This is a genomic window from Microbacterium sp. KRD172 (assembly GCF_017168295.1).
GTDB classification, from domain to species: Bacteria; Actinomycetota; Actinomycetes; order Actinomycetales; family Microbacteriaceae; genus Microbacterium; species Microbacterium profundi.
The window spans coordinates 2,539,983-2,560,911 of the sequence record NZ_JABFAS010000002.1; the positions used below are offsets into that span (position 1 = coordinate 2,539,983).

Genomic DNA, 20,929 nt, shown 5'->3' on the forward strand with positions numbered 1-20,929 from the left:
ACGACGCGACAGACGCGACCGAAGATCCTCGACCGAGACCCGGCCGCGTGGATCAACCAGCCACCAACCGACGAGATCCAACTCGCCGCCTAACACCCACCGGCCTCACTCGCCTTGACAAATTCCGCGAGCGCGACTAGTTCTGCACAATTCCCGAGAAGTCGAACTCGTTCACAATCACCGCAATTCGGCAGTTGACGACCGAAGATCGGTGCATGCTCTGAGGATGCTTCAGCCCGCCCAGCTCCTCCCCCACTTCGACGGCATCGCGCGCGGTACGCAGCTTCAGGCGTTCGGATGCACTCGCACAGATCTCGCCGCCGCGGCGCGCTCCGGTGACATCGTCCGAGTCCGTCCCGGTGTGTACGCGCTGGCCGGGATCGATCCACGCGTCATCACGGCTGCGGAACACGGCGGCGCACTCACCTGCGCTGCCGCCCTTCGAAGCCACGGCGTCTGGATGCTTCCCGAGAAGAAGAAGAAGAAGAAGGAAGAGGAGGGCACCGAGGTCCACGTGTGGATGGGCAAGGCCGGTCGCCGGCACCACACCGAATGCGGGTGTGTCACACATCACAGTCCTGGCAAGGCACAGCTCGGCATGGCCCCCGTCGCCGCAGCCCTCATCCACTTGTTCCGCTGCGCCGACCACGAGACATTCTTCGCTGCGTACGAGTCCGCCTGGAATCAGCGATTGATCATGGCGAGCGATCGTGACCGCATCAGACGGGAGCTGCCACTCACCGCGGGGTGGCTCCTGGACCTCGCGCGCGGCGATGCCGAGAGCGGTTTGGAGTCGCTGCTCCGCTTGCGACTGCATCTTCTCGGAATCCGGCTCGACTGCCAAGTGCAGATCGACGGCGTCGGCAGAGTGGATTTCGTGATCGGCGGACGCGTGATCCTCGAGGCTGACGGCAAGGTGAACCACGACGGCAGCATGCGGCACAAGGACCTGATCCGGGATGCCGAGGCTTCAGCTCGCGGCTACGAGACGCTGCGCTTCGACTACTCGATGATCGTGTACGACTGGGACCGGGTCGTCGCAGCGATCCTGCCTGCACTCGCACGTGCTCGGGCCTGATGCCCCGGCATCCGGTGCCGGCAAGGTCGATCCCGCGCACACATGTCAGCCCAGAAAACAGGTGTCAGCCGAAACGCCGAGGTTTCGACCGACATCCGTGATCTGAGCCGACAAGTGTCAGGGCCGGCAAGCGCGCCGCGCCGCCCGCCTACTCGACGGTGACGGACTTCGCGAGGTTGCGGGGCTGGTCGACGTCCAGGCCCTTGGCCGTGGCCAGGGCCATCGCGAAGATCTGCAGCGGCACGACCGCGAGCACCGGCTCGAACATGGGCCCGGCGAGCGGGATGTGGATGACCTCGTCGGCGAACGGGAGCACGGCGGCATCGCCCTCTTCGGCGATCACGATGACGCGGGCGCCGCGGGCACGGATCTCCTGGATGTTCGAGACGACCTTCGAGTGGATCAGCGCGGAGTGACGCGGCGACGGCACGATGACGAACACCGGCTGGCCGGGCTCGATCAGGGCGATCGGTCCGTGCTTGAGCTCGCCGGCGGCGAAGCCCTCGGCATGGATGTACGAGATCTCCTTGAGCTTGAGCGCACCTTCGAGAGCGATCGGGTATCCGACGTGGCGGCCGAGGAACAGCACCGAACGCGTGTCGGCCATCCAGCCGGCGAGCTGCGAGACGTGGTCGTGCTCCTCGGCCAGCACGCGGGCGATTTTGTCGGGCAGGTCCGCAAGCTCAGAAACCGCGGTGTCGTCGGTCAGCGTCTGACGCACGCGACCCATGTGCAGACCGAGCAGCAGCAGCGCGGTGATCTGCGCCGAGAACGCCTTGGTCGACGCCACGGCGACCTCGGGGCCCGCGTGGGTGTAGACGACGGCATCCGATTCGCGAGGGATCGTGGCGCCCTGCGTGTTGCAGATCGAGAGTGTGCGCGCACCGCGCTCGCGGGCGTACTTGACGGCCATGAGCGTGTCCATGGTCTCGCCGGACTGGCTGATCGAGATGACGAGCGTATCGTCACCGATCACCGGGTCGCGGTAGCGGAACTCGTGGGCGAGCTCGACGTCGGTCGCGACGCGGGCCCACTGCTCGATCGCGTACTTTCCGACGAGGGCTGCATAGGATGCCGTGCCACACGCCGTGATGATCACGCGGTTGATGCCGATGAAGAGCTCGTCGAGTCCGTCGAGTTCGGGGATGACGACCTGTCCGTCGCTCACGCGGCCGAGGATCGTGTTCGCGACGGCCGTTGGCTGCTCGGCGACTTCCTTGGCCATGAAGGATGACCATCCGCCCTTCTCGGCGGCGGCGGCATCCCACGACACGTCGAACGGCTCGGCCTCGACCGGGTTGCCTTCGAAGTCGGTGACGGTGACCTCGGAAGGCGTGATCGACACGATCTGGTCCTGACCGATCGCGAGCGCCTTGCGGGTGTGCTCGACGAAGGCTGCGACGTCGGATCCGAGGAAGTTCTCGCCCTCGCCGAGTCCGATCACGAGCGGGGAGTTGCGGCGGGCGCCGACGACCAGGCCCGGGTGGTCCTCGTGCATCGCGAGCAGCGTGAACGCACCCTCGAGGCGGTTGACGACGTTCTGGAACGCGTCCTGCAGGTTGCCGCTCTTGGCGTATTCGCGGCCGAGCAGGGCTGCGGCGACCTCGGTGTCGGTCTCGCTGAGGAACGTCACACCGTCGGAGAGCAGGTCTTCGCGCAGGGCGGAGAAGTTCTCGATGATGCCGTTGTGGATGACGGCGAGCTTGTCGTCAGCGGCGAGGTGAGGATGCGCGTTGACGTCGGTCGGCCCGCCGTGCGTCGCCCACCGCGTGTGGCCGATCCCGGTCGTGCCGTCGCCGAGCGGAGCATCGGCGAGCGAGTCGCGCAGCATGCTGAGCTTTCCGGCTTTCTTGCGCATCCCGAGGTCGCCGTTCTCGTCGATGACCGCGATACCGGCGGAGTCGTACCCGCGATACTCGAGTCGGGCGAGGCCGGCGATAAGGATGTCCTGGCTGGGGCGCGGGCCCACGTATCCGACGATTCCACACATGGTCTCAAGAGTAAGCGGGATCTTTTGCGAGGGTTCCGAACGAACTTCGGATGCCGTCGTCCCCCGCCCCCGCAGGTGTCGCCTCGTGCCGCCTCAACCGCCGAAAGCGGCACGACCAACCACCTCGCAGGCGTGCGGCTCCGCGCCATCCCCCGCAGGTGTCACCTCGTGCCGCCTCAACCGCCGAGAAGCGGCACAACCAACCACCTCCCGCGCGCGACTCCGCACCATCCCCCGGAGGTGTCGCCTCCTGCCGCCTCAACCGCCACGAAGCGGCACAACCAACCACCTCCCGCGCGTGCGACTCCGCGCCATCCCCCCCAGGTGTCGCCTCGCGCCGCCTCAACCGCCACGAAGCGGCACGACCGACCACCTCCCGGGCGCGCGACTCCGCCCCCGCCCCCGGGTGCGTCGATGCGTTCCAGGCCGGGTACGCCGTTCGCGCGCGATCGCCGTTCGATCCGTCCAGGGCGCCGCGCCCGCCCGGGAGGTGGCGCGAGTGGCCGCATAAAGCGCCGCCACACGGCATCAAGCGCCACCTCCCGCACCGGAGTGGGCGGCGGAGGCGCGGCGCCGTCAAAGTTTGCGCAGCAGCACGCTCTCGACGTTGTGGTCGGCGCCCTTGTTCAGAACGAGGCTCGCACGGTGCCGGGTAGGCATCACGTTCTCGATGAGGTTCGGCATGTTGATGTCGTTCCAGTAGCCGAGGGCCGTGGTGACAGCCTCTTCGTCGGTCAGGTGCGCGAACACGTTGAAGTACGACGACGGGTTGCTGAACGCGCCCTTGCGCAGCGCGAGGAACCTCTCCACGTACCACTTCGAGATATGCGAGCTGTCGGCATCGACGAAGACCGAGAAGTCGAACAGGTCGCTCACGGCGACGTCGTTCGGCGCAGGCGGCGGCTGCAGCACGTTCAGCCCCTCGACGATCACGACGTCAGGGCGCCGGACGACGACGTGCGCATCCGGGACGATGTCGTACCGCATGTGCGAGTAGAACGGAGCGCGCACCTCGGGCGCCCCCGACTTCACCTCGGTGAGGAACGACAGCAACGCCCGGCGGTCGTACGACTCGGGAAAGCCCTTGCGCTCCATCAGTCCCCGGCGCTCGAGTTCGGCGTTCGGGTAGAGGAATCCGTCTGTGGTTACGAGCTCGACCCGAGGCGTGCCCGGCCAGCGGCTCATCAGCTCGCGCAGCAGGCGGGCGATGGTCGACTTGCCCACGGCAACCGATCCTGCGACGCCGACGACGAACGGCGTGGTGGCGTCGTCCTCCTGGAGGAACGTGCTGGTCGCGGCGCCGAGCTGCTTGGTCGCGGTCGCGTATAGGCTGAGCAGACGACTCAGCGGCATGTAGACGTCGCGCACCTCGTCCAGGCTCAGCCGGTCGCCGAGGCCGCGGATCTCGACGACCTCGTTCTGGCTCAACGGCTGGTCCAGGCCCGACGCCAATCGCGCCCACTCCGCACGGTCGATCTCTCGATACGGCGACAGCGGCTTTGTGGGGTCGGCGGTGGTCACGCGTTACATCGTATCGGGGCGGAACATCGGCGAGCATCGGTCATTCACCGATCTCGTCCCCCGCGCGTAAACGATCCACCGCGCGACCGAAGAACTCGCGCAGGCCGTTCGAGCCGCCTCGCGGCACGCTGACATCATCGAGCGCCGACCGGAATGAGCCCAGCACGTCATCGATCACGTCGTGCACGCGTGAAGCTCCCAGTACCCGCCATGATGCGACCTCGGCCTGCAGCCGCTCGACATCGATACGGCGGCGGTCGAATTCGCCGTCGATCGCGAGCGCCATATTCCATTGGATCCGCTCGGGTTGAAACAGATTCGGCACGGCGTCGTACATGTCGGTGAGTCGATCCTCGCCCGGCAGATGAAGGATCCCCACGTTCTTCGCGTGCCCGTCGTTGTCTCCGATGAGGATGCGGAACAGGAGTTGCCGCACCCATTGCTCGACCACTTCGAAGCCGCGCAGCGTGGCCGTGAGCTCCGCGATCCGATACGCCGATGGGCGGCGCGGATCGCGCGGTCGCTCAGGGTCCTGGAACTTCAGGTCGTCGTCGGCCCATCCGAGTGAGAGCGCTTGCGCAGCATCCTCTTGATGCACAAGCTCGACGGTTTCATCGTGCACACGGCGATCGAATCGCTCGATCGCGAGATACGTGCCGTCCCCCGAGCCTTCGAGCCATGAAGCGAAAGTGGCCAGGCCCAGAGCGCGAGCGAGTTCGTGACTGTAGAACTCGTCGACGAGGCGGGTCGGGCGGCTCTGCAGGCGAGGTTTCAGGATGTGGGTCGAGTGCCCTCCACCGTGCGGCAGCGACCACCCGCTGTCGCCGAACCTCGAGACGAGCAACTTCGGCTGAAACCCAGCGATCATCGATCGGCTGTCGTCTCGGATGCCGAGGTCGTGCTCCTTGATTGCGCGCTGCAACTCTCGGCGCAGGAGCTTCGGCGAGATCGGGGTATAACGAGGCTCGCGCTCGGTGGTCGCCTGGCCCCAGAACGTCAGAGCGCCGGCGATCGAACTACCGAATTCGCGGAGGAAGGCGAACAGGTCGTTCGGCTCGATCGCCCGCTTGGATGCGAGCGCTCTTCGTTGCGCACCTTCCGGCAGATAGCCGCCGAGAAACCGTGACACGAGATCCGTGTCGGGGCGTCGTCCAGCGCGCAGGGCGAACGACTCGGCAAGTCGAACCTTTGTTGATGTGGGAGTCACGTCCTCGAGGATCACGTTCTCGCGTGACCGCCGCGGCGCTCGACGCAGCAGTCCGAGGTACTCGCCGTGCAATCGAACTTCGAGCTCGTCAGTCATCCTCGGACTCCGTCGCCGACTCCCACGAGACTTCGACGCTGACGCCGAGAGAGTGCAGCGTGCGGAATAATCTCGCAAGCTGGACGGTCGATTTCCCCGACTCGAGCTCGCTCAAATAGCTCCTGGAGAACCCGAGACGATCCGCAAGTTCATCCTGTGTGACGCCCTGCTCCTCGCGCATGCCGGCAATGAGGTCACCGAAATCATGCGGTCTTTCCACCGTGTATCGCGGCATGCGGGCCTCCATGTGTGAATATTCAGACATTGTGTAATGTTCGAATATCCCGACACTACACGAAGTGAGAATATTCGAACACCCCGCATACGCGTAGTCTCATCCCGTGCGCCTCGGAATCCTAGACATCGGTTCGAACACCGTCCACCTGCTCGCTGCGGATGCCAGGCCGGGTGGCCGCCCTCTCGCGACGACGAGCGATCGCACGGTGGTGCGCCTGATGCGCTATCTCACGCCCGAGGGCGCGATCAGCGAGGAGGGCGTGCAGGCACTGGAGGCCGCGGTCACCAGGGCCCGCGAGATCGCCGTCACCGAACGCGTCGAGACCCTGCTGGCGACCGCGACCAGCGCCGTGCGCGAGGCGGTCAACGGCGAAGAGGTCATCGCCCGCATCGAGGCCGCTCTCGGCCAGCCGCTGCAGGTGCTCACCGGCGTGGAAGAGGCGGGGCTCACCTTTCTCGCCGTTCGGCGCTGGTTCGGGTGGGATGCCGGACGCATCCTGCTGCTCGACATCGGCGGCGGGTCCTTCGAGTTCGCGGCCGGTGGCGACGAGGTGCCGGAGGTCGCGGCATCCGTGCCTCTCGGCGCCGGGCGCATGACCGTCCAGTTCCTGCCCGAGGACCCGCCAGGTGAGGATGCTGTCGAGCAGCTGCGTGCGCACGCCGTCGAACTGCTCGCGCCCGTGGCCGAGAATCTCAACGCCCTTCCCGATCCTGACCACATGGTGGGCTCGTCGAAGGCGATCCGCTCGCTGGCGAACCTCGCAGGGCGAGAGGTGTCAGGGCTCGGCTTCGACCGCACGGTGCTCTCGCGTTCGTCGTTGAAGTCGTGGATCCCGCGGCTCGCCCGCATTCCGGCGATCGCCCGCCAGGAGCTGCCGGGGATCACGCCCGATCGCACGTTCCAGATCGTCGCGGCCGCCGTCGTGCTGCACACGGCGATGAAGATGCTCGACATCGATGAGCTCGAAGTGTCGCCGTGGGCGCTGCGTGAGGGCGTGCTGCTGCGCTACACGGAGTCGCTCAGTTGGGGCGGCCTCGGGATCTGACGGCGAACCGTGGCGGGCTGTCCCGAGTGGCGGAGCCTGTTACGCACGGCGGAGGAATTCTGTCAGGAAGTCCGACGTCTGCGACATGCTCCGACGTCCGTACTGCAAAGAACGTGAGCCGGCGCAGGATCAGCGCGTCGACACGTGATGGCGCGGCTGCCCCTCGATGCGGGCGATCGCGACCTTGACCTCTACGAGTTCGTCCGCCACCTTGTCGATGCGGGCACCGAGGTTGCGCTCAACACCATCGACGCGGGCACCGGACTTGTCCTGAAAATCATCGAGACGGGCATCGATATTGGCGTTCACGCCTTTCATGCGCGTTCCGGGGTTGCGCTCAACATTGCCAATTCGATGGTCGAACCAAACGCAGCCGCCGAGAATCGCAAAGATCACCGTCACGGTTCCGACGATCGTCGTGATGGCCTCGGGTGAGATGTACATTCCTCCATTCTGCCCGACATCCCGGCGCTTGGCGATGCAATCGCTGTGGAGAACGACATACGACACGGAGCCGACACCCAGCACGCCTCGCTACCCTGAAGCCATGCCCAAAGTGTCGATGCTCGCGTTGATCTCGCGCATCCTCCTCGTCCCCTACACGATCGCCCTGGCGCTCGTCGTGTGGCTGCCCGGCGACCAGGCGAGCCGGGTGACGGGCATCGTCGGACGCATCGCGCGGTCGCTCGCCTACCGGCTGGACGTGCCGTTCTTCTACACCTACACGGTGCTGGAGTTCCTGGCGAATATCGCTCTGTTCATCCCGTTCGGGCTGCTGCTGGCCCTCGGCTGGTCGCGCCTGAGAACGTGGCATCTGGCTGTGCTCGGTCTGGTCACCAGCGGCGCAATCGAGTTCGTGCAGCTGTTCCTGCCCACGCGCTTCTCGACGATCTCCGACCTGGTCGCGAACACCGCGGGTGCGGTCGTCGGCTGCCTGTTCGTGCGCGTGATCGGCCGGCTCGCGATGACTCCCGCGCTTCAGGCAGCGTCGTAGGGCGGATGCTCCCGCGGTCACCCGACCACACAGATACACTGACGCACATGGGGAGGGACGGCGCTACGCGCGCGACGGCGCCATCCTCGGACCACCCCGAGTCCGACCCCACGCACTTCGCCGGCGACCGGCGCTCGCGCTCGATCTGGCAGTGGCAGCTCATCCTCGGCTTCACCGTCGTGATGATCGCACTCGGTGTGGCACTGCTCACACCCGTGATGTTCACCAATGCGGCGTTCACCCTGGGCCTGGTGCTCATCATCGCGATCACGATCGCGACCCTGGCCGTGCCTTGGCATCAGGTCAGCCCTGTCGGCGTCCTGCTCGTGCCGCTGCTCGACATACTCGCGGTCGCCCTGCTCAGCGTCGGCAGCAGCCCCGCGATCGTCTTCTTGTGGGTGCTGCTGGTCGCGTGGATCGCGTCGTATTACTCCCCCGTCATCCTCATCTCGACGCTGTGTCTCATCGGCGCGATCACGCTGGCCGTGCTCTTCCTCCGGGGCCTCACGGTCGACACCCTCATGAATGCCGTGATCCTCATGGTCACGCTCGGCTTCGTCGGGGTCATCATGATGGTCGGCTCAGAGCGCAGCCGCTCCACCCGGCGACTGCTGAGTGCGCAGTCCACCCGCCTTGCCCACGCCCTGCACCGCGTGACCGAGCAGAAGGCGCGCACCCGCCGGCTGATGGACTCATTGGATGTCGGCATCGCGCGAGTAGGCACGGGCGGGCTGATCGAGATCTCCAACACCGCGTTCCTGGCCCTGTACGCGCTCGACGAATCGGCGCAGTTCCACCCGGCGCCGGCCGTGGAGTATCACGAGCGACGCGGCACGCCGGTGCCCCTCGCGCAGACGACGATCTCCCGCGCCGTCCGTCGCGAGCTCTTCGACGATGAGATCGTGTGGCTGTTCGGCCTTGACGGCGAATGGCGGGCGCTCAGCGCCTCCACCCGGGTGATGGGCAACGGTAAGGTCGCCGACGACGGCGTACTGCTGATCGTGCGCGACGTGACCGCAGCGATGGATCCGCATACGGATGCGTCGGCCACGCGCCGCACGATCTCCCACGAGCTGCGCAACCCCCTCACCGCGATCCTCGGTCACATCGATCTGCTCATCGAGCGTGACGACATCAGCGCGGCGGCGCGCCGTCAGCTCGACGTCGTCGAGCGAGCCGGCACCCGGATGGAGCGCCTCATCGACGATGCGCTCGTCACACCAGGTGCTCGCGCGGAAGACAGCGATGTGCGCTTCGATCTCGCCGACACGGCCAGGGCGTCGATCGAGGGTTTCGCCCCGGTTGCGGATGCCGGCGGCATCGCCCTGGACGTCGACCTGGAGCAGTGCCTCCCGCTGTGTGCAGATGCCTTCCGGCTGCGTCAGGTCATCGACAACGTGATCAGCAATGCGATCAAGTACGTCCAGCGCGGCGGAAAGGTCAGCGTGCGGGGCCACTGCCCCGCCCCGGGCGAAGTCGCCCTCACCGTCACAGACACGGGCATCGGCATCGACGCCGATGACCTTCCCCGCATCTTCGAACCGGACTTCCGCACCGACCTCGCCCGCGAGCAGGGAATTCCAGGCACGGGCCTCGGCCTCGGCATCTCACGCGATATCGTCCTCGCACAGGGCGGCCGCATCGGCGTGAAGAGTGAACTCGGTCAGGGCACCGAGGTCAGCATCATCCTCCCCTCGTCTCGTGAGTCTCGTGAGTCTCGTGAGTCTCGTGAATCTCGCGAATCTCGCGAATCCGGCGAGCCGTCTCCGAAACGGAGTCCCGCATGATCACCACCTCCCTGGTGATGCCCGTCATCGCAGTGGCCACGGTCGCCACCGTCATATTCATCGCACTGGGCTTCCTGCCGCGGCCGTCTCGCGCCACCGCGATCTGGTCGGCAGGGTTCGCGATCGCAATGATCGGCTCCTACGTCTGGCTCGCTCACGAGATGCTCGACTCCGAGCCGCTCCGTGCCCTCGGGGCAGCACTGGTCGTCTCACCGCTGCCACTGATGTGGTCGGGCTTGCGCGCCTACCGCGGGAGCGAACGGCAATTCGTGCTGCTCTCGGGTTCTTTCGTCGTGGTGGCTCCTGCCTTGCTGATGGCCACGATGCACTTCGGCATGTACGGGATCGGATTCCGGGCGCTGTTCGCGTCGATGGCGGTGTTCGCCGTGCTCGTCCTCATCGAACTCGTGCGCCTGGGCCCGCACCTGCGCGACGAGGCGCTTCCACTCATGGCCGTGGCTGCGGCATTCCTCGTTTTCGCCGCGATCACGGTCATCAACGGAGTGTTGGTGGCCAATGGCACCGTCGCCGACACCGACAGCCTGCAGTTCCTGCGCACGCTCAACATGATCGGCGTCACGGTCTTCATCACGTGCAATCTGGTCACCTGTCTTCTGCTCACCACGCGGACCGGTGACACCACGCACTCGCCGCGCAGTGAATTCGACCGCATCGTGCGCAACCGGCTCGATCGTGCAGAGGCGGCGTCGGATCCCTGGTGGTCGCTGCTCGACATCCGTCTGGATGACCCAGACGACATCCGCGCAGCATCCAGCACCGGCGCCTTCAACGCCATCAGCGAGCGATTCGGTCGCGATGTGGATGCTGCGCTACCCGCGGATGCCGACATCGAGCAGCTGAGCGCGACACGGTTCATCGCGCTCGTGCCTCGCGCACAGGGCGGCGTGCGCGAAGTGGTGACCGATCTGCTCGATCGGGTGTCCACGATCGATGATCATCAGCCCATGCCGATCCGGATGTCGGCGAGCATCGGCTGGACGCAGGTCCCGGTGGCCGGTTACGACCTCGACGATCTGCTCGCCTCCGCTGCCGCCGCTGCCGAGGTCGCGCAGCAGGCCGGCGGCAACAGGTGGGAGCGAATTCGCGCCATGTAGCATGTGCCATGGAAGTCCCCGATTCCTAACGCCGAGTGAAAGAACTCCACAGATGCATGACGCCGCGCACCCGCAGAAGACTGCGGTGATCGTCGAAGACGATCCGGACGTGCGTCATCTTCTGGCAGAGGTGCTCGAAGCAGCGGGATTCTCGACGGTCTCGGCCGACAACGGCATCGACGGCGTGAACGCCGTGCTCACCCATCAGCCGCTGATCACGACGCTCGATGTCAACATGCCCGGCATCGACGGCTTCGAAGCGGCCCGTCGCATCCGCGCGCAGAGCGACACCTACATCATCATGCTCACCGCCCTCGACGAGGAAGCGGATGTCGTGCTCGGTCTCACCGCGGGTGCAGACGAGTACCTTGACAAGCCCTTCCGCCCGCGCGAGCTGCGTGCGCGCATCGAGGCGCTGCTGCGCCGCCCACGTTCGAGTGTGTACTCGCCGCGTGAGGAGCCGGCCGCGCAGGTCGATGCCGACGATGAGACCTGGATCGCCCACCGCGATCTGCGACTCGATCCCGACAGCCGGATCGCACTCGTCCAGGAGCGCGAGATCGAGCTCACCCGCACCGAGTTCGACCTGCTCAACGCCTTGATGCAATCCAAGCGCCGCGTGCGCAGCAAGGTCGATCTCACGCTGCTGCTGCGCGGCGAGGCGTATGTCACGAGCTCCTTCGTCAGCGATGCCGACAAGCGCGCCGTCGAAGCACACATGACGAATCTCCGGCGCAAACTCGGCGACGATCCGACGCAGCCGCGCTACATCGAGACTGTGCGCGGCGTCGGTTATCGGCTCACGCGCGACGTCGCAGCCTGACCACGACGCCGCGGACTCCGCAGCGGGGTTGCGCAGATCTTGCGGAAATCTTCGCAGAGCGCTGAGGCGGGCCTGGCTCCGCGTTGCGGTGGGTTTCCTACTCTCAGAGCATGACATCGAGCACCCTCGAACCCGACGAGGTGCACGTTCGACACGGTCTTCGTCGCGGTGGCTGCCACCGCGACTTCCTGAACCCCTTCTCCTGGGGACGAAGAAGGGATGATGATGCACGCAACGCACCGCGTTGCCATGGTTGTGCGGGCCCTCGCAGCCATCGGCGTCGCGTGCGGACTGGTCTGGGGACTGTTGTCGCCGAGCATCATCACGCCGCTGGTCATGATCCCCGGCTCCACGGAGCCGGGGACATGACCGGTGACATCATCATCGACATTCGCGCATCCGCTGACGAACTGACCGTCGGCGACGACCACGGCCCGTCGGCGATCTGCCCATGATGGACGACGCATCCTCATGCAAGAAGGTCGCCGTCGTAATCGACGATGACCTCGGAACCCGCGCGCTCGTCACCGGAATCCTCGAACGAGCGGGGTTCGCCGTGCATTGCGCCGGCACCGGCGCTGCGGGCGCCGAGCTCACCCGCTCGCACGGCGCGGCCATCACGACGCTGGACGTCGACTTGCCCGATGTCGACGGGTTCGAGACGGCCACGCGCATCCGCGCGTCCAGCGACACCTATCTGCTCATGCTCACGGCTCGAGATACTCACGCCGACATCGTGCGCGGCTATCAGTCCGGCGCAGACGGCTACATGGTCAAGCCAGTGCGCCCCCTCGAACTTCGCGCCAGGATCGAGGCCATGCTGCGGCGCCCGCGGACGCCGTAGCGGCGCGTATCACGCCGGCACGAGCCCGACATCGGCGAGTTCGGCCACCACCTCGCGCACCATCGCCACCGCGTCACCGCTCGGTGGCGCTCCGTGCGCGTCGAGCACCGCGCTGACGATCCGGTCGAGTTCAGACGACTCGCGCGCCGCGCGCAGCACCGCCGGTGCGATCCCCTCGAGCACGCGCAGCATGCCGTCGGAGAAGGCCACCACGACGCTGCCGTAGTCGACGGCATCCGCCTTCGAATCGCGGCCAGCACCGTCCAGACGCATCCGCTCCCAGGGTGCCGGGGCCGGCTCGGGTACGAGCAGCGCATCGATCATCGCGGGCACGTCCGCGGCCTCGGCGTATCGCAGCAGCCGCACCCCGCCCACGCGGTCGCACAGATCGGCGAGCGCGGCGACCGTCCCCTCGTACTCGATCAGGTAGCTGGACTGCGCCGCGAGCAGCGGGGCGGCATCTGCGAAGTGCAGATGCTCGATCTCGGGTTCGGTGGCATCCGGATCGCGTTCGAGCAGCACGATCGCCGCGAGCGTCAGATCAGCGTCGGGCAATTCACGCAGCCCCGCATCCGCCGGCGAGACCTGATCCTTCGGCGCACCCGGCCGCACGACCGACAGCGGCTTGCGATACGGCAGCACGCGCAGGTGCTCGTCGAATGCGATCGTCTCGTCCGATACGTAGCCGTGATGCTGCGCGAGCGCGCGACTGAGCGTCGTCTTGCCCCGACCCGACGGGCCGACGAACGCGATCACGCGTCCGTCCTCGAGGGCGACGCCGGCCGCGTGCAGCATCATGAGCCGGCCGCGATTGTGCGCGAGCGCGTCGAGTGTCACCCTCGTCGACAGCGTCTCGAGGTGGCGTTCGACGTCGTCGATCGCATCCACGTCAATACGGGCATCGGATGCCGCGTGCGCAGCGGATGCCGAGTCGGACGATGCCGGGAAACCCGCACCGGACCACGCCCTTCGGATGCGAGCGACCACGTCTTCCGACACGTCCTCACCGAACGCCAATTCGATCCGAGCACCGAGCGCGGAGACGGCGAGCATCGACCTCGTCACCACGGCATCCACCCCCAGATTCACGCCCCACCGTACTACAGCGCGGGCCACTGTTTCGGCCAGTACGGTGCTGCGGGTTCCGCAATCCCGCCACCCGGGCTAGACTGCGGATCTGGACCTTCGGCGTGAGCCGGGGGAAAGCAGCGTTTGCTGGGGCAACGCTGATTCATCGCCTCCTGTTCGCAGGTGGCAGCCCTCGACCCTGTCGAGAGCATTGGGGCGCGCATTCTCTGGGGAGGGATTGTGGCAATATCTGGGGACGTCATTCTGACGCCGCTTACGCGGAGACAGAACGGACGAACGGCATCGATCGCGGCAGTACCACCGTTCGCGACCGCACCACCGCTCTCGCGAGCCGTGCCGACCACGGCGGACACCACCGCCGTCAAGGCGCAGGCGGCGGGACGCTGGCAGCGCGAGTACGCCTGGCGTCTGCTGCTGACCGACTCGCTGATCATCGTGGGGGTCGTGTTCGGTGCGCAAGCGCTGCGCTTCGGCCAGAGCAACGCCGACCTGTACATTCCGGGGGTCACGGATGCAGGATTCGAAGTCGCGTACACGATGGTCTCCGTGGTGTTCGCCCTCGCGTGGCTGTGGGGGCTGCGCCTGTACGACACCAGGGACGCGAAGGTCATCGGCAGCGGCTGGACAGAGTACCGCAGGGTCGCCGACGCCAGCATCCGCGTGTTCGGGCTGCTGACGATCGCCGCCTTCCTGCTGCATGTCGAAGTCGCCAGGGCCTATCTGCTGCTCGCCCTGCCCGCCGGGATGGCCGCGCTCATCGCCAGCCGCTGGCTCTGGCGACGCTGGCTGGCCACACAGCGCGCGTCGGGTCGCTACCTCTCCCGCGTGGTCGTCGTCGGCGAGCACGCGAAGTCGCTGCACATCGCTCGTGAGATGCAGCGTGACAGCGCCTCCGGGCTGGTCATCACCGGCGCCCTCACCGAACGCGGACCCGGTGTCGAACTGCTGCCGGGCATCCCCGTCGTGGGAAGCCTGGAGGATGCCGTCGCCGGCGCCGACCTCGCGGGCGTGGATGCCGTGGTCTACAGCGGCTCCGACCTGATCAGCCCCGCGCAGCTGCGGCAGTTCGGCTGGGATCTGCAGTCGCGCAGCGTCGATCTCATCGTCGCCGCTGCACTGACCGACATCGCCGGTCCCCGCATCCACGCCAGACCTGTGGCCGGGCTGTCGCTCATCCACGTCGACTACCCCGCCTTCACCGGTTCGCGGTACGCCGCCAAGCGCGCGTTCGACATCGTCGTCTCCTCGCTCGCCCTGATCGTGCTGAGTCCGCTGTTCCTCGTGCTCGCGGCGATGGTGCGCCGCGACGGCGGCCCCGCCCTGTTCCGCCAGCGCCGAGTGGGACTCGAGGGGCGACGGTTCACGATGCTCAAGTTCCGCACGATGGTGACCGATGCCGAGCAGCGCCTGCCCGGACTGCTCGCCGCCTCCGACGGCAACGGTGTCATGTTCAAGATGCGCAGCGACCCGCGCGTGACCCGTTTCGGCCGCACCCTGAGGCGGCTCAGCCTCGACGAACTGCCGCAGCTGATCAATGTGCTCCGCGGCGAAATGTCGCTGGTAGGGCCTCGCCCTCCGCTGATGAGCGAGGTCGACACGTACGAGAAGTGGGTGCAGCGGCGTCTGCTCGTGAAGCCAGGTATCACCGGGCTGTGGCAGATCAGCGGCCGCTCCGACCTGTCGTGGGATGACAGCATCCGCCTCGATCTCTACTACGTCGAGAACCGGTCCCTGACGAGCGATCTGGCGATCCTGTGGCGCACCCTGCGCGTGGTGCTGCAGCGCCAGGGGGCGTATTGAGCACTCCCGCAGGAAGCGCCTGCCCCGTACTCGTACGATGAGTTCATGACCACCAGAGCAGCCGAGCGCGCCCGACGCGCCGACCGACAGCGCCGCCCCCTGCTTCGCAGCTTCCGCCTGTGGGTCCCTGTCGGCATCGTGCTGCTGCTCATCGTGATCGCCGTCGTCGGTCTCATCGTCGGCACCCGGCTCTACGACAGGGCGATGGCCGCCAGGGATTCACTCGAGCAGGCGCTGCCGCTCGCGACGACCGCCAAGGATCAGATCCTCGCCGGCGACTCCGAGGGGGCGAGCGCGACCACCGCGAAGCTGTCGGCCCTCACGGCGGATGCCCGTGAGCAGACCGACGACGAGATGTGGAAGAACCTCGAATGGGTGCCGGTCGTGGGCCCCAACCTCAACGCCGTGCGCACCGCGGCCGTCGTCACCGACGATCTGGTCAACGACGCACTGACCCCCGCGACAGGCTTGAGCCTCAAGGCGCTCACCCCGGTGGGCGGAGCGATCAACCTCGCAGCGATCACCGACATGCAGGCGGCCGTGACGCAGGCGGCGGATGCTGTCGAGAAGGCTGCAACGGATCTCGACGGCATCGACCGCGATGCACTCATCCCGCAGGTCGACGGTGCGCTCGTGCAATTGACCGACGCGGTCGATGAGATGCAGCCGCTGCTGGGGCCCGCAAAGGACATCATCGGCATCCTGCCGACCGCCCTCGGCGCAGAGGCACCCCGCAACTACCTGATGGTGTTCCAGAACAACGCCGAGTCGCGAGGCACCGGCGGCAACCCCGCCGCGATCGTGATGATCACCGCCGATCAGGGGCGCATCAGCATCACGCAGCAGGCATCGAGCGGCGATTTCGAGAACGCGCGACCGACCCCTGTCACTGCGCTTAATCCCGAGACCGAAGCGCTGTATGGCGACAAGGTCGGCCGATGGATCTCCGACACCACGATGAGCCCCGACTTCAGCGAGTCGGTCGAGATCATCCGCGCATACTGGGCCGAGGCCTTCGGCACGCCGGTGGATGCTGTCGTGTCGTTCGACCCGGTCGCGCTGAGCTACCTGCTGCAGGCCACCGGACCCGCAACGATCCCGGCGGAGCCCTTCGAGATCGACGGCGAGATGATCCAGTTCCTCGACGAGCCGATCACTCTCACCGCTGAGAACGCCGTGCCGTTCCTGCTGAACCAGGTGTACTCGACCTTCCCAGAGGCTGTGCAGCAGGACGCCATCTTCGCCGTGGCTGCACGGTCGATCTTCGACATGATCACCTCGGGCAGCGCCGATCCGAAGGCGCTCCTGGACAGCCTCGCCCTCGCGGTCGATGAGAACCGGCTGCTGTACTCCCCCGCCACCGAAGCAGAGGCCGCGCTCGTCGGCGAGTCGAAGCTGTCGGGCCGCCTGCCCAGCACGAACGAGGAGCGCACGCTCGTCGGGGTGTACGTGAACGACTTCACGCAGAGCAAGCTCGACTACTACATGCAACTCGATGTCGCGGCGTCGTCGACGCAGTGCACGGCGCCAGACAGCCCGACGTTCACCACGACGGCGACCCTGACGAACACCGTGACGCCGGAACAGGCACCGGATCTTCCTCGTTCGATCGCGCCGGCGAGGTTCTTCGACAAGGGCACGGTCGCGACCTACCTGGTGTTCTACGGCCCGGTGGGCTCGACGTTCACTGGTGCGACCGTCGACGGGCAGGCGGTGACGGCCAGCGGTGTGCAGCACCTCGGCCGCGGAGCGGTCAAGATCGCCGTCGAGAACCTGCCGGCGCAGACGCACACGGTCGTGGCGACCTTCACCGGTGCCGCCGGCGAGTACGGGCCGCTCGACATCCAGCACACCCCGATGGTGCGCACCGTCGGGGTGCAGCTCACCGCAGAGGGCTGCGGCTGACCCGTCACGGCTCGTCGGGGCGTTCTCCGTGCAGACTCTCGTAGATGTCGCCGACAAAGGCCGAGACCTCGTCGTAGCCTGACACCGGCCCGCCGGCCAGGTAGCCGTCGGCGCCGATCAGAACCGCAGTGGGCGTCGCCCAGTCGGCGATCGAACCCTGCACGTAGAAGTACGGATCGTGCAGCGACTGCGGCTCGGTGACCTCGGTGAGCGGCGTATTCTCCGGCGCGGGCCACAGCAGGAACCGCACCGAGACCTCGGGCAGCAGCTCGCGCCATCTCGGCATCGCCTCGATCACCGGAAGGCATGCCCCGCAGTCCTCTTTCACGGCGAGCAACAGCATCGGTCCGCGCGCGGCGAGGTGCCGCAGGTTCACCGTGCTGCGATCGGCCAGCATGACGGGCACTGCGGGTGTGCGCGTGCGGATGTACTCCGCCGCGTCGACCTCGCCGGGGGCGGCGTTCTCGGTGTCGGCGGCATTGCGGGTTCCGATCGTCGGCACGCCGGATTCCACCGGCCGGTCGGATGCCGGATGCCACAGCACGAGCGCTGTGGTGAACGCGGCTGCGGCGATACCGATCAGCCACAGCCACTGGTCGGCGAGCGCGGCGAGCGGTCCGCCGAGCAACGGTGTGGACCAGGTGACGACGGCAGTGAGGACCGCGAGCAGCAGGAACCACGCGTTGCGCACGACAGTCAGAGTCGTGATCGGCTCAGGGGCGCCGAAGCAGGTGCACGAGGCATCCGCTCCCCCAGCTCGACGCCGCACGATCAGCACGAGGTATGCGCCGAACAGAACGACAGCGCACGCCGCGGCGAGCGCGCCCAGCACACCCCCGAACACCAGCAGCGCGGCAGCGAGAATCATCTCGCCCCACGGGTGCAGCCGGATCAGCCAGTCGCGACGAAGCACGGCGGGAACGCCGAGATCGGCCCATGCCGCTTCGCCTTCCGGATGCCGTAGCTTCGCCGCACCGCTCGCGACGAGCACGCCCGCGAGTATGAGAGGAGCTGCCATGAGCGCCTGTTCCATCAGTCCTCTTCCTCACGCAGCAGTCCCACGTCGATCAAGGCGTGGGTGAAGAGGCCGGCATCCGCCGACGCCGTCTCCTCGGTGCAGATGCCGTCTTCGATCAGCTGCAGTGCGAGGGCATGCACGTCTCGGCCCGGCGCTGCGCGCCACACCACCGCGGCGATGTCGGCGAGCACCACGATCGGCCCGTCTGGAAGAGCCGCGGCGAACACGCGGACGCCGTCGTCGATCACGCCGACGTCGGGTGCCTGGGCGAAGGTCGTCATGTTCGCGCCCCGTTCCCGGGGCGGATGCTCCGCAGTGCAGATCCGACCCGCCGCAGAAAGGCGAGGAACACGTCACGACTGTCGGGTTCGCGGCCCAGCTCGTGCGCGAGCACAGAGCGGTTGACGCGGGGTGCTTGGGCGGCGGTGCGCAGCGCGTCGCCGAACGTCGGTGCGGCCCTGATCCGCCCCCACCACTCTGCAAGCCGTCCGCCGCCCTGCGACACCGTCTTCCAGAGCAGGTACTCCCGACGACCGCGGTATCGCTCCAGGTCGCCGAGGCCTGCACCGAACGCGACCTCGGCGTGCAGCATCCGCACCAGTCTCGACCGCCGGATCCGCGCCTGCTCGTCCTGGCCCGACCACAGCGCGCGCGCCTCGTCGCCCAGCACGTCGAGGTCGCGGGCGGCGTTGAGCACGAACAGCACGGCCTGCGCGTCGACCGAGGGGATCGCGCATTCGATCCCGGCCGAGACGTGGGTGTCGTGACCGGCCCACAGCACCTCGAACGCGTCCTGATCGGGCAGCACGATGCCGGGGAAACGGCGGTGCATGTCGATGTAACCCCATTCGGGGTGGTGATACGTCTGGGCGTGACCGAACGGCGATCCTTCGACGAATGAGCTGTAGACCGCCCAACCGTGCTGCACGAGTGCGGCGTGCATGGCCGGCAGGGCGAGTGGATCGACCATGGTGTCGACGTCGGTGCCGCTGCGCCTCCGGCTGCGCAGAGAGCCGTCGAGAGTCGTGCCCTTGACGTGCAGCACACGCACACCGATACGGCGCGCGATCACCTCGAACGCGGCACGGCTGAACTCGATCCGCACGTCGAGCGAGATCGGTGTCGTCTCCAGGGAGTCCACAGGCGTCAGCTTATGCCCGGCGACCCGGCCGCACGCGGCACACGTCGTGGAACACAGCGGCGTGTGCTGCTGCGACTGCGGCGTCATCGAGCAGTCCCGGCGTCCGGGCGGCCGCAGCCCCGAGCCGCTCCCGCTGTGTCGGGTCGCCAGCCAGCTCCCGCAGCACGCGGGCCAGCTCCTCCACGTCGCGCGGCGGCACGACGCGTCCGTTGACGCCGTCATCGACCCATTCCACCGGTCCGCCCTCGTCGGCGACGACCGCGACTGTGCCCGCGGCGAGGTACTGCAGCACGTTCTGCCCCATCGGCTCGGCACGGGTGGAGTACTGCACCGCGATGTCCCAGCCGTCGAGCAGCGCGGCGGTGTCGTCGACGTGACCGAGCAGATGCACGCGGTCAGCCACCCCGAGCTCCACGGCGCGCTCCTGCAGCTGTGCTGCGAACCGGGCCTGCTCGAACGGCGCCCCGCCCGCGAGTTCGAGCTGCGCCGTGCCGGTCGGGAACGTCGCGGCGAACGCCTCGAGCAGTTCGAGCTGGCCCTTCCAGGGATCGATGCGGGCGAGCATGCCGATGCGCAGCGGGCTCGTCGATCGCGCGCGCGGTGTGCGCCCGGCCGCGAGCTTCAGCCCTGACGCGCTGTGGATGACGACCGCCGCCGTCCCTGGCCGCACGAACGGCAGCGCTCCTGCGAGCGTGGTGCGAGAGTTGCCGATCACCGCGTCCGCGCGCGGCAGCACGACCTTCGTCATGAGGCGGTAGCCGAGCGCGCCGAGGCTCTCCTCGTCGATCATGTCGCGCAGCTGCACGACAAGCGGCGTGCGCGAGAGCTGCAGCGCGAGTGCCGCATAGGCCGCGGCCCTGGTGCTGTTGGCGATCACGACGTCGGCCGTGCGCACATTCGGGTGGGTGCGGGTCAGCACGGCCTGGAACAGCAACCGTGCGGCGAGGGCGGCCATGCGCAGAGGTGACGATCCGCTGCCTCCTGCGCTCTGTCGTACCCCGCGCGTGCGTCGCACGACCGATGGCGGCAGCTGCGCGAACACGTCGTCGTCATCGATCGCCGGCACGAGCACCGCTGGGGTCCATGCGGGCTGCGGTGCGGCCTGTTCGGCGGCGAGCAGGCGCACGAGGGCGAGTTCGGCGCCGCCGCGCACGGTCGTGTGATCGAGATGCACGACGCGCAGGGCGCGCGCGCTCGAATACGAGTTCCCCAAAAGAATGCCTCCCCAGAAGGCTGCT

20 protein-coding genes are annotated in these 20,929 nt (G+C 67.4%); 10 read left to right on the forward strand and 10 right to left on the reverse strand.

Going from position 1 to position 20,929, the window contains the following annotated elements; all coding sequences use genetic code 11:
- Nucleotides 1–226 precede the first annotated feature (226 nt).
- Nucleotides 227–1,078, forward strand: coding sequence for a type IV toxin-antitoxin system AbiEi family antitoxin domain-containing protein (locus J1M43_RS12585; protein WP_206476889.1), 852 nt, complete (start codon nt 227–229; stop codon nt 1,076–1,078).
- A gap of 148 nt (nt 1,079–1,226) precedes the next feature.
- On the opposite strand, the gene glmS is transcribed toward J1M43_RS12585, so the two are convergent.
- The 4 genes from glmS to J1M43_RS12605 form a co-directional block, all read right to left on the reverse strand.
- Entirely contained in the window at nt 1,227–3,068 is a 1,842-nt protein-coding gene (gene glmS / locus J1M43_RS12590) for a glutamine--fructose-6-phosphate transaminase (isomerizing) (protein ID WP_206476890.1), read from the reverse strand.
- 576 nt (nt 3,069–3,644) lie between these two features.
- Nucleotides 3,645–4,589: a type I pantothenate kinase gene (coaA, locus tag J1M43_RS12595; protein WP_206476891.1), complete on the reverse strand. Its 945-nt coding sequence runs from the start codon at nt 4,587–4,589 to the stop codon at nt 3,645–3,647.
- 40 nt (nt 4,590–4,629) lie between these two features.
- Nucleotides 4,630–5,892 carry a type II toxin-antitoxin system HipA family toxin gene (locus tag J1M43_RS12600; protein WP_206476892.1) on the reverse strand — a complete coding sequence of 421 codons (1,263 nt, stop codon included), beginning with the start codon at nt 5,890–5,892 and terminating at the stop codon, nt 4,630–4,632.
- Complete coding sequence (locus J1M43_RS12605) at nt 5,885–6,157, reverse strand: helix-turn-helix domain-containing protein (protein ID WP_084595507.1); 273 nt, start codon at nt 6,155–6,157, stop codon at nt 5,885–5,887. Before J1M43_RS12605 ends, J1M43_RS12600 begins: the two co-directional genes overlap by 8 nt.
- Nucleotides 6,158–6,233: 76 nt before the next feature.
- Here J1M43_RS12605 and J1M43_RS12610 point away from each other — a divergent pair, with 76 nt between their 5' ends.
- Nucleotides 6,234–7,175: a Ppx/GppA phosphatase family protein gene (locus tag J1M43_RS12610; RefSeq protein WP_206476893.1), complete on the forward strand. Its 942-nt coding sequence runs from the start codon at nt 6,234–6,236 to the stop codon at nt 7,173–7,175.
- Between the two features lie 129 nt (nt 7,176–7,304).
- Here the strand turns inward: J1M43_RS12610 and J1M43_RS12615 are convergent, their stop codons facing one another.
- The gene (locus J1M43_RS12615; protein ID WP_206476894.1) at nt 7,305–7,619 is read right to left on the reverse strand and encodes a hypothetical protein; all 315 of its coding nucleotides are present in this window, start codon (nt 7,617–7,619) and stop codon (nt 7,305–7,307) included.
- Nucleotides 7,620–7,722: 103 nt separating this feature from the next.
- Here J1M43_RS12615 and J1M43_RS12620 point away from each other — a divergent pair, with 103 nt between their 5' ends.
- The 6 genes from J1M43_RS12620 (at nt 7,723) to J1M43_RS12645 (ending at nt 12,738) form a co-directional block, all read left to right on the forward strand.
- Entirely contained in the window at nt 7,723–8,169 is a 447-nt protein-coding gene (locus tag J1M43_RS12620; protein ID WP_206476895.1) for a VanZ family protein, read from the forward strand.
- A gap of 47 nt (nt 8,170–8,216) precedes the next feature.
- The gene (locus tag J1M43_RS12625; RefSeq protein WP_206476896.1) at nt 8,217–9,956 is read left to right on the forward strand and encodes a cell wall metabolism sensor histidine kinase WalK; all 1,740 of its coding nucleotides are present in this window, start codon (nt 8,217–8,219) and stop codon (nt 9,954–9,956) included.
- The gene (locus tag J1M43_RS12630; RefSeq protein WP_206476897.1) at nt 9,953–11,071 is read left to right on the forward strand and encodes a hypothetical protein; all 1,119 of its coding nucleotides are present in this window, start codon (nt 9,953–9,955) and stop codon (nt 11,069–11,071) included. Before J1M43_RS12625 ends, J1M43_RS12630 begins: the two co-directional genes overlap by 4 nt.
- Nucleotides 11,072–11,123: 52 nt before the next feature.
- Nucleotides 11,124–11,894 (forward strand): response regulator transcription factor, encoded by a 771-nt coding sequence (locus tag J1M43_RS12635; protein ID WP_206476898.1) that lies wholly within the window; start codon nt 11,124–11,126, stop codon nt 11,892–11,894.
- Nucleotides 11,895–12,113: 219 nt separating this feature from the next.
- Nucleotides 12,114–12,263: a hypothetical protein gene (locus tag J1M43_RS12640; RefSeq protein WP_206476899.1), complete on the forward strand. Its 150-nt coding sequence runs from the start codon at nt 12,114–12,116 to the stop codon at nt 12,261–12,263.
- 82 nt (nt 12,264–12,345) lie between these two features.
- The gene (locus J1M43_RS12645) at nt 12,346–12,738 is read left to right on the forward strand and encodes a response regulator transcription factor (protein WP_206476900.1); all 393 of its coding nucleotides are present in this window, start codon (nt 12,346–12,348) and stop codon (nt 12,736–12,738) included.
- A 9-nt stretch (nt 12,739–12,747) separates the two neighbouring features.
- Here the strand turns inward: J1M43_RS12645 and J1M43_RS12650 are convergent, their stop codons facing one another.
- Nucleotides 12,748–13,827: a hypothetical protein gene (locus J1M43_RS12650; RefSeq protein WP_206476901.1), complete on the reverse strand. Its 1,080-nt coding sequence runs from the start codon at nt 13,825–13,827 to the stop codon at nt 12,748–12,750.
- Between the two features lie 333 nt (nt 13,828–14,160).
- Between J1M43_RS12650 and J1M43_RS12655 the strand changes: the two genes are divergently transcribed.
- On the forward strand, nt 14,161–15,627 hold the full coding sequence (locus tag J1M43_RS12655) for a sugar transferase (RefSeq protein ID WP_206476902.1): 1,467 nt from the start codon (nt 14,161–14,163) through the stop codon (nt 15,625–15,627).
- 45 nt (nt 15,628–15,672) lie between these two features.
- Nucleotides 15,673–17,532 carry a DUF4012 domain-containing protein gene (locus J1M43_RS12660; protein ID WP_206476903.1) on the forward strand — a complete coding sequence of 620 codons (1,860 nt, stop codon included), beginning with the start codon at nt 15,673–15,675 and terminating at the stop codon, nt 17,530–17,532.
- A 4-nt stretch (nt 17,533–17,536) separates the two neighbouring features.
- Here J1M43_RS12660 and J1M43_RS12665 read toward each other — a convergent pair whose 3' ends face one another.
- The 4 genes from J1M43_RS12665 to J1M43_RS12680 are packed head-to-tail and all read right to left on the reverse strand — an operon-like array spanning nt 17,537 to nt 20,904.
- Nucleotides 17,537–18,550, reverse strand: coding sequence for a MauE/DoxX family redox-associated membrane protein (locus J1M43_RS12665; protein WP_206476904.1), 1,014 nt, complete (start codon nt 18,548–18,550; stop codon nt 17,537–17,539).
- A 14-nt stretch (nt 18,551–18,564) separates the two neighbouring features.
- Nucleotides 18,565–18,831 (reverse strand): hypothetical protein, encoded by a 267-nt coding sequence (locus J1M43_RS12670; protein ID WP_206476905.1) that lies wholly within the window; start codon nt 18,829–18,831, stop codon nt 18,565–18,567.
- Nucleotides 18,828–19,691 (reverse strand): hypothetical protein, encoded by an 864-nt coding sequence (locus J1M43_RS12675; RefSeq protein WP_206476906.1) that lies wholly within the window; start codon nt 19,689–19,691, stop codon nt 18,828–18,830. Before J1M43_RS12675 ends, J1M43_RS12670 begins: the two co-directional genes overlap by 4 nt.
- Before the next feature lie 10 nt (nt 19,692–19,701).
- Complete coding sequence (locus J1M43_RS12680) at nt 19,702–20,904, reverse strand: glycosyltransferase family 4 protein (RefSeq protein WP_206476907.1); 1,203 nt, start codon at nt 20,902–20,904, stop codon at nt 19,702–19,704.
- Between the last annotated feature and the right edge of the window lie 25 nt (nt 20,905–20,929).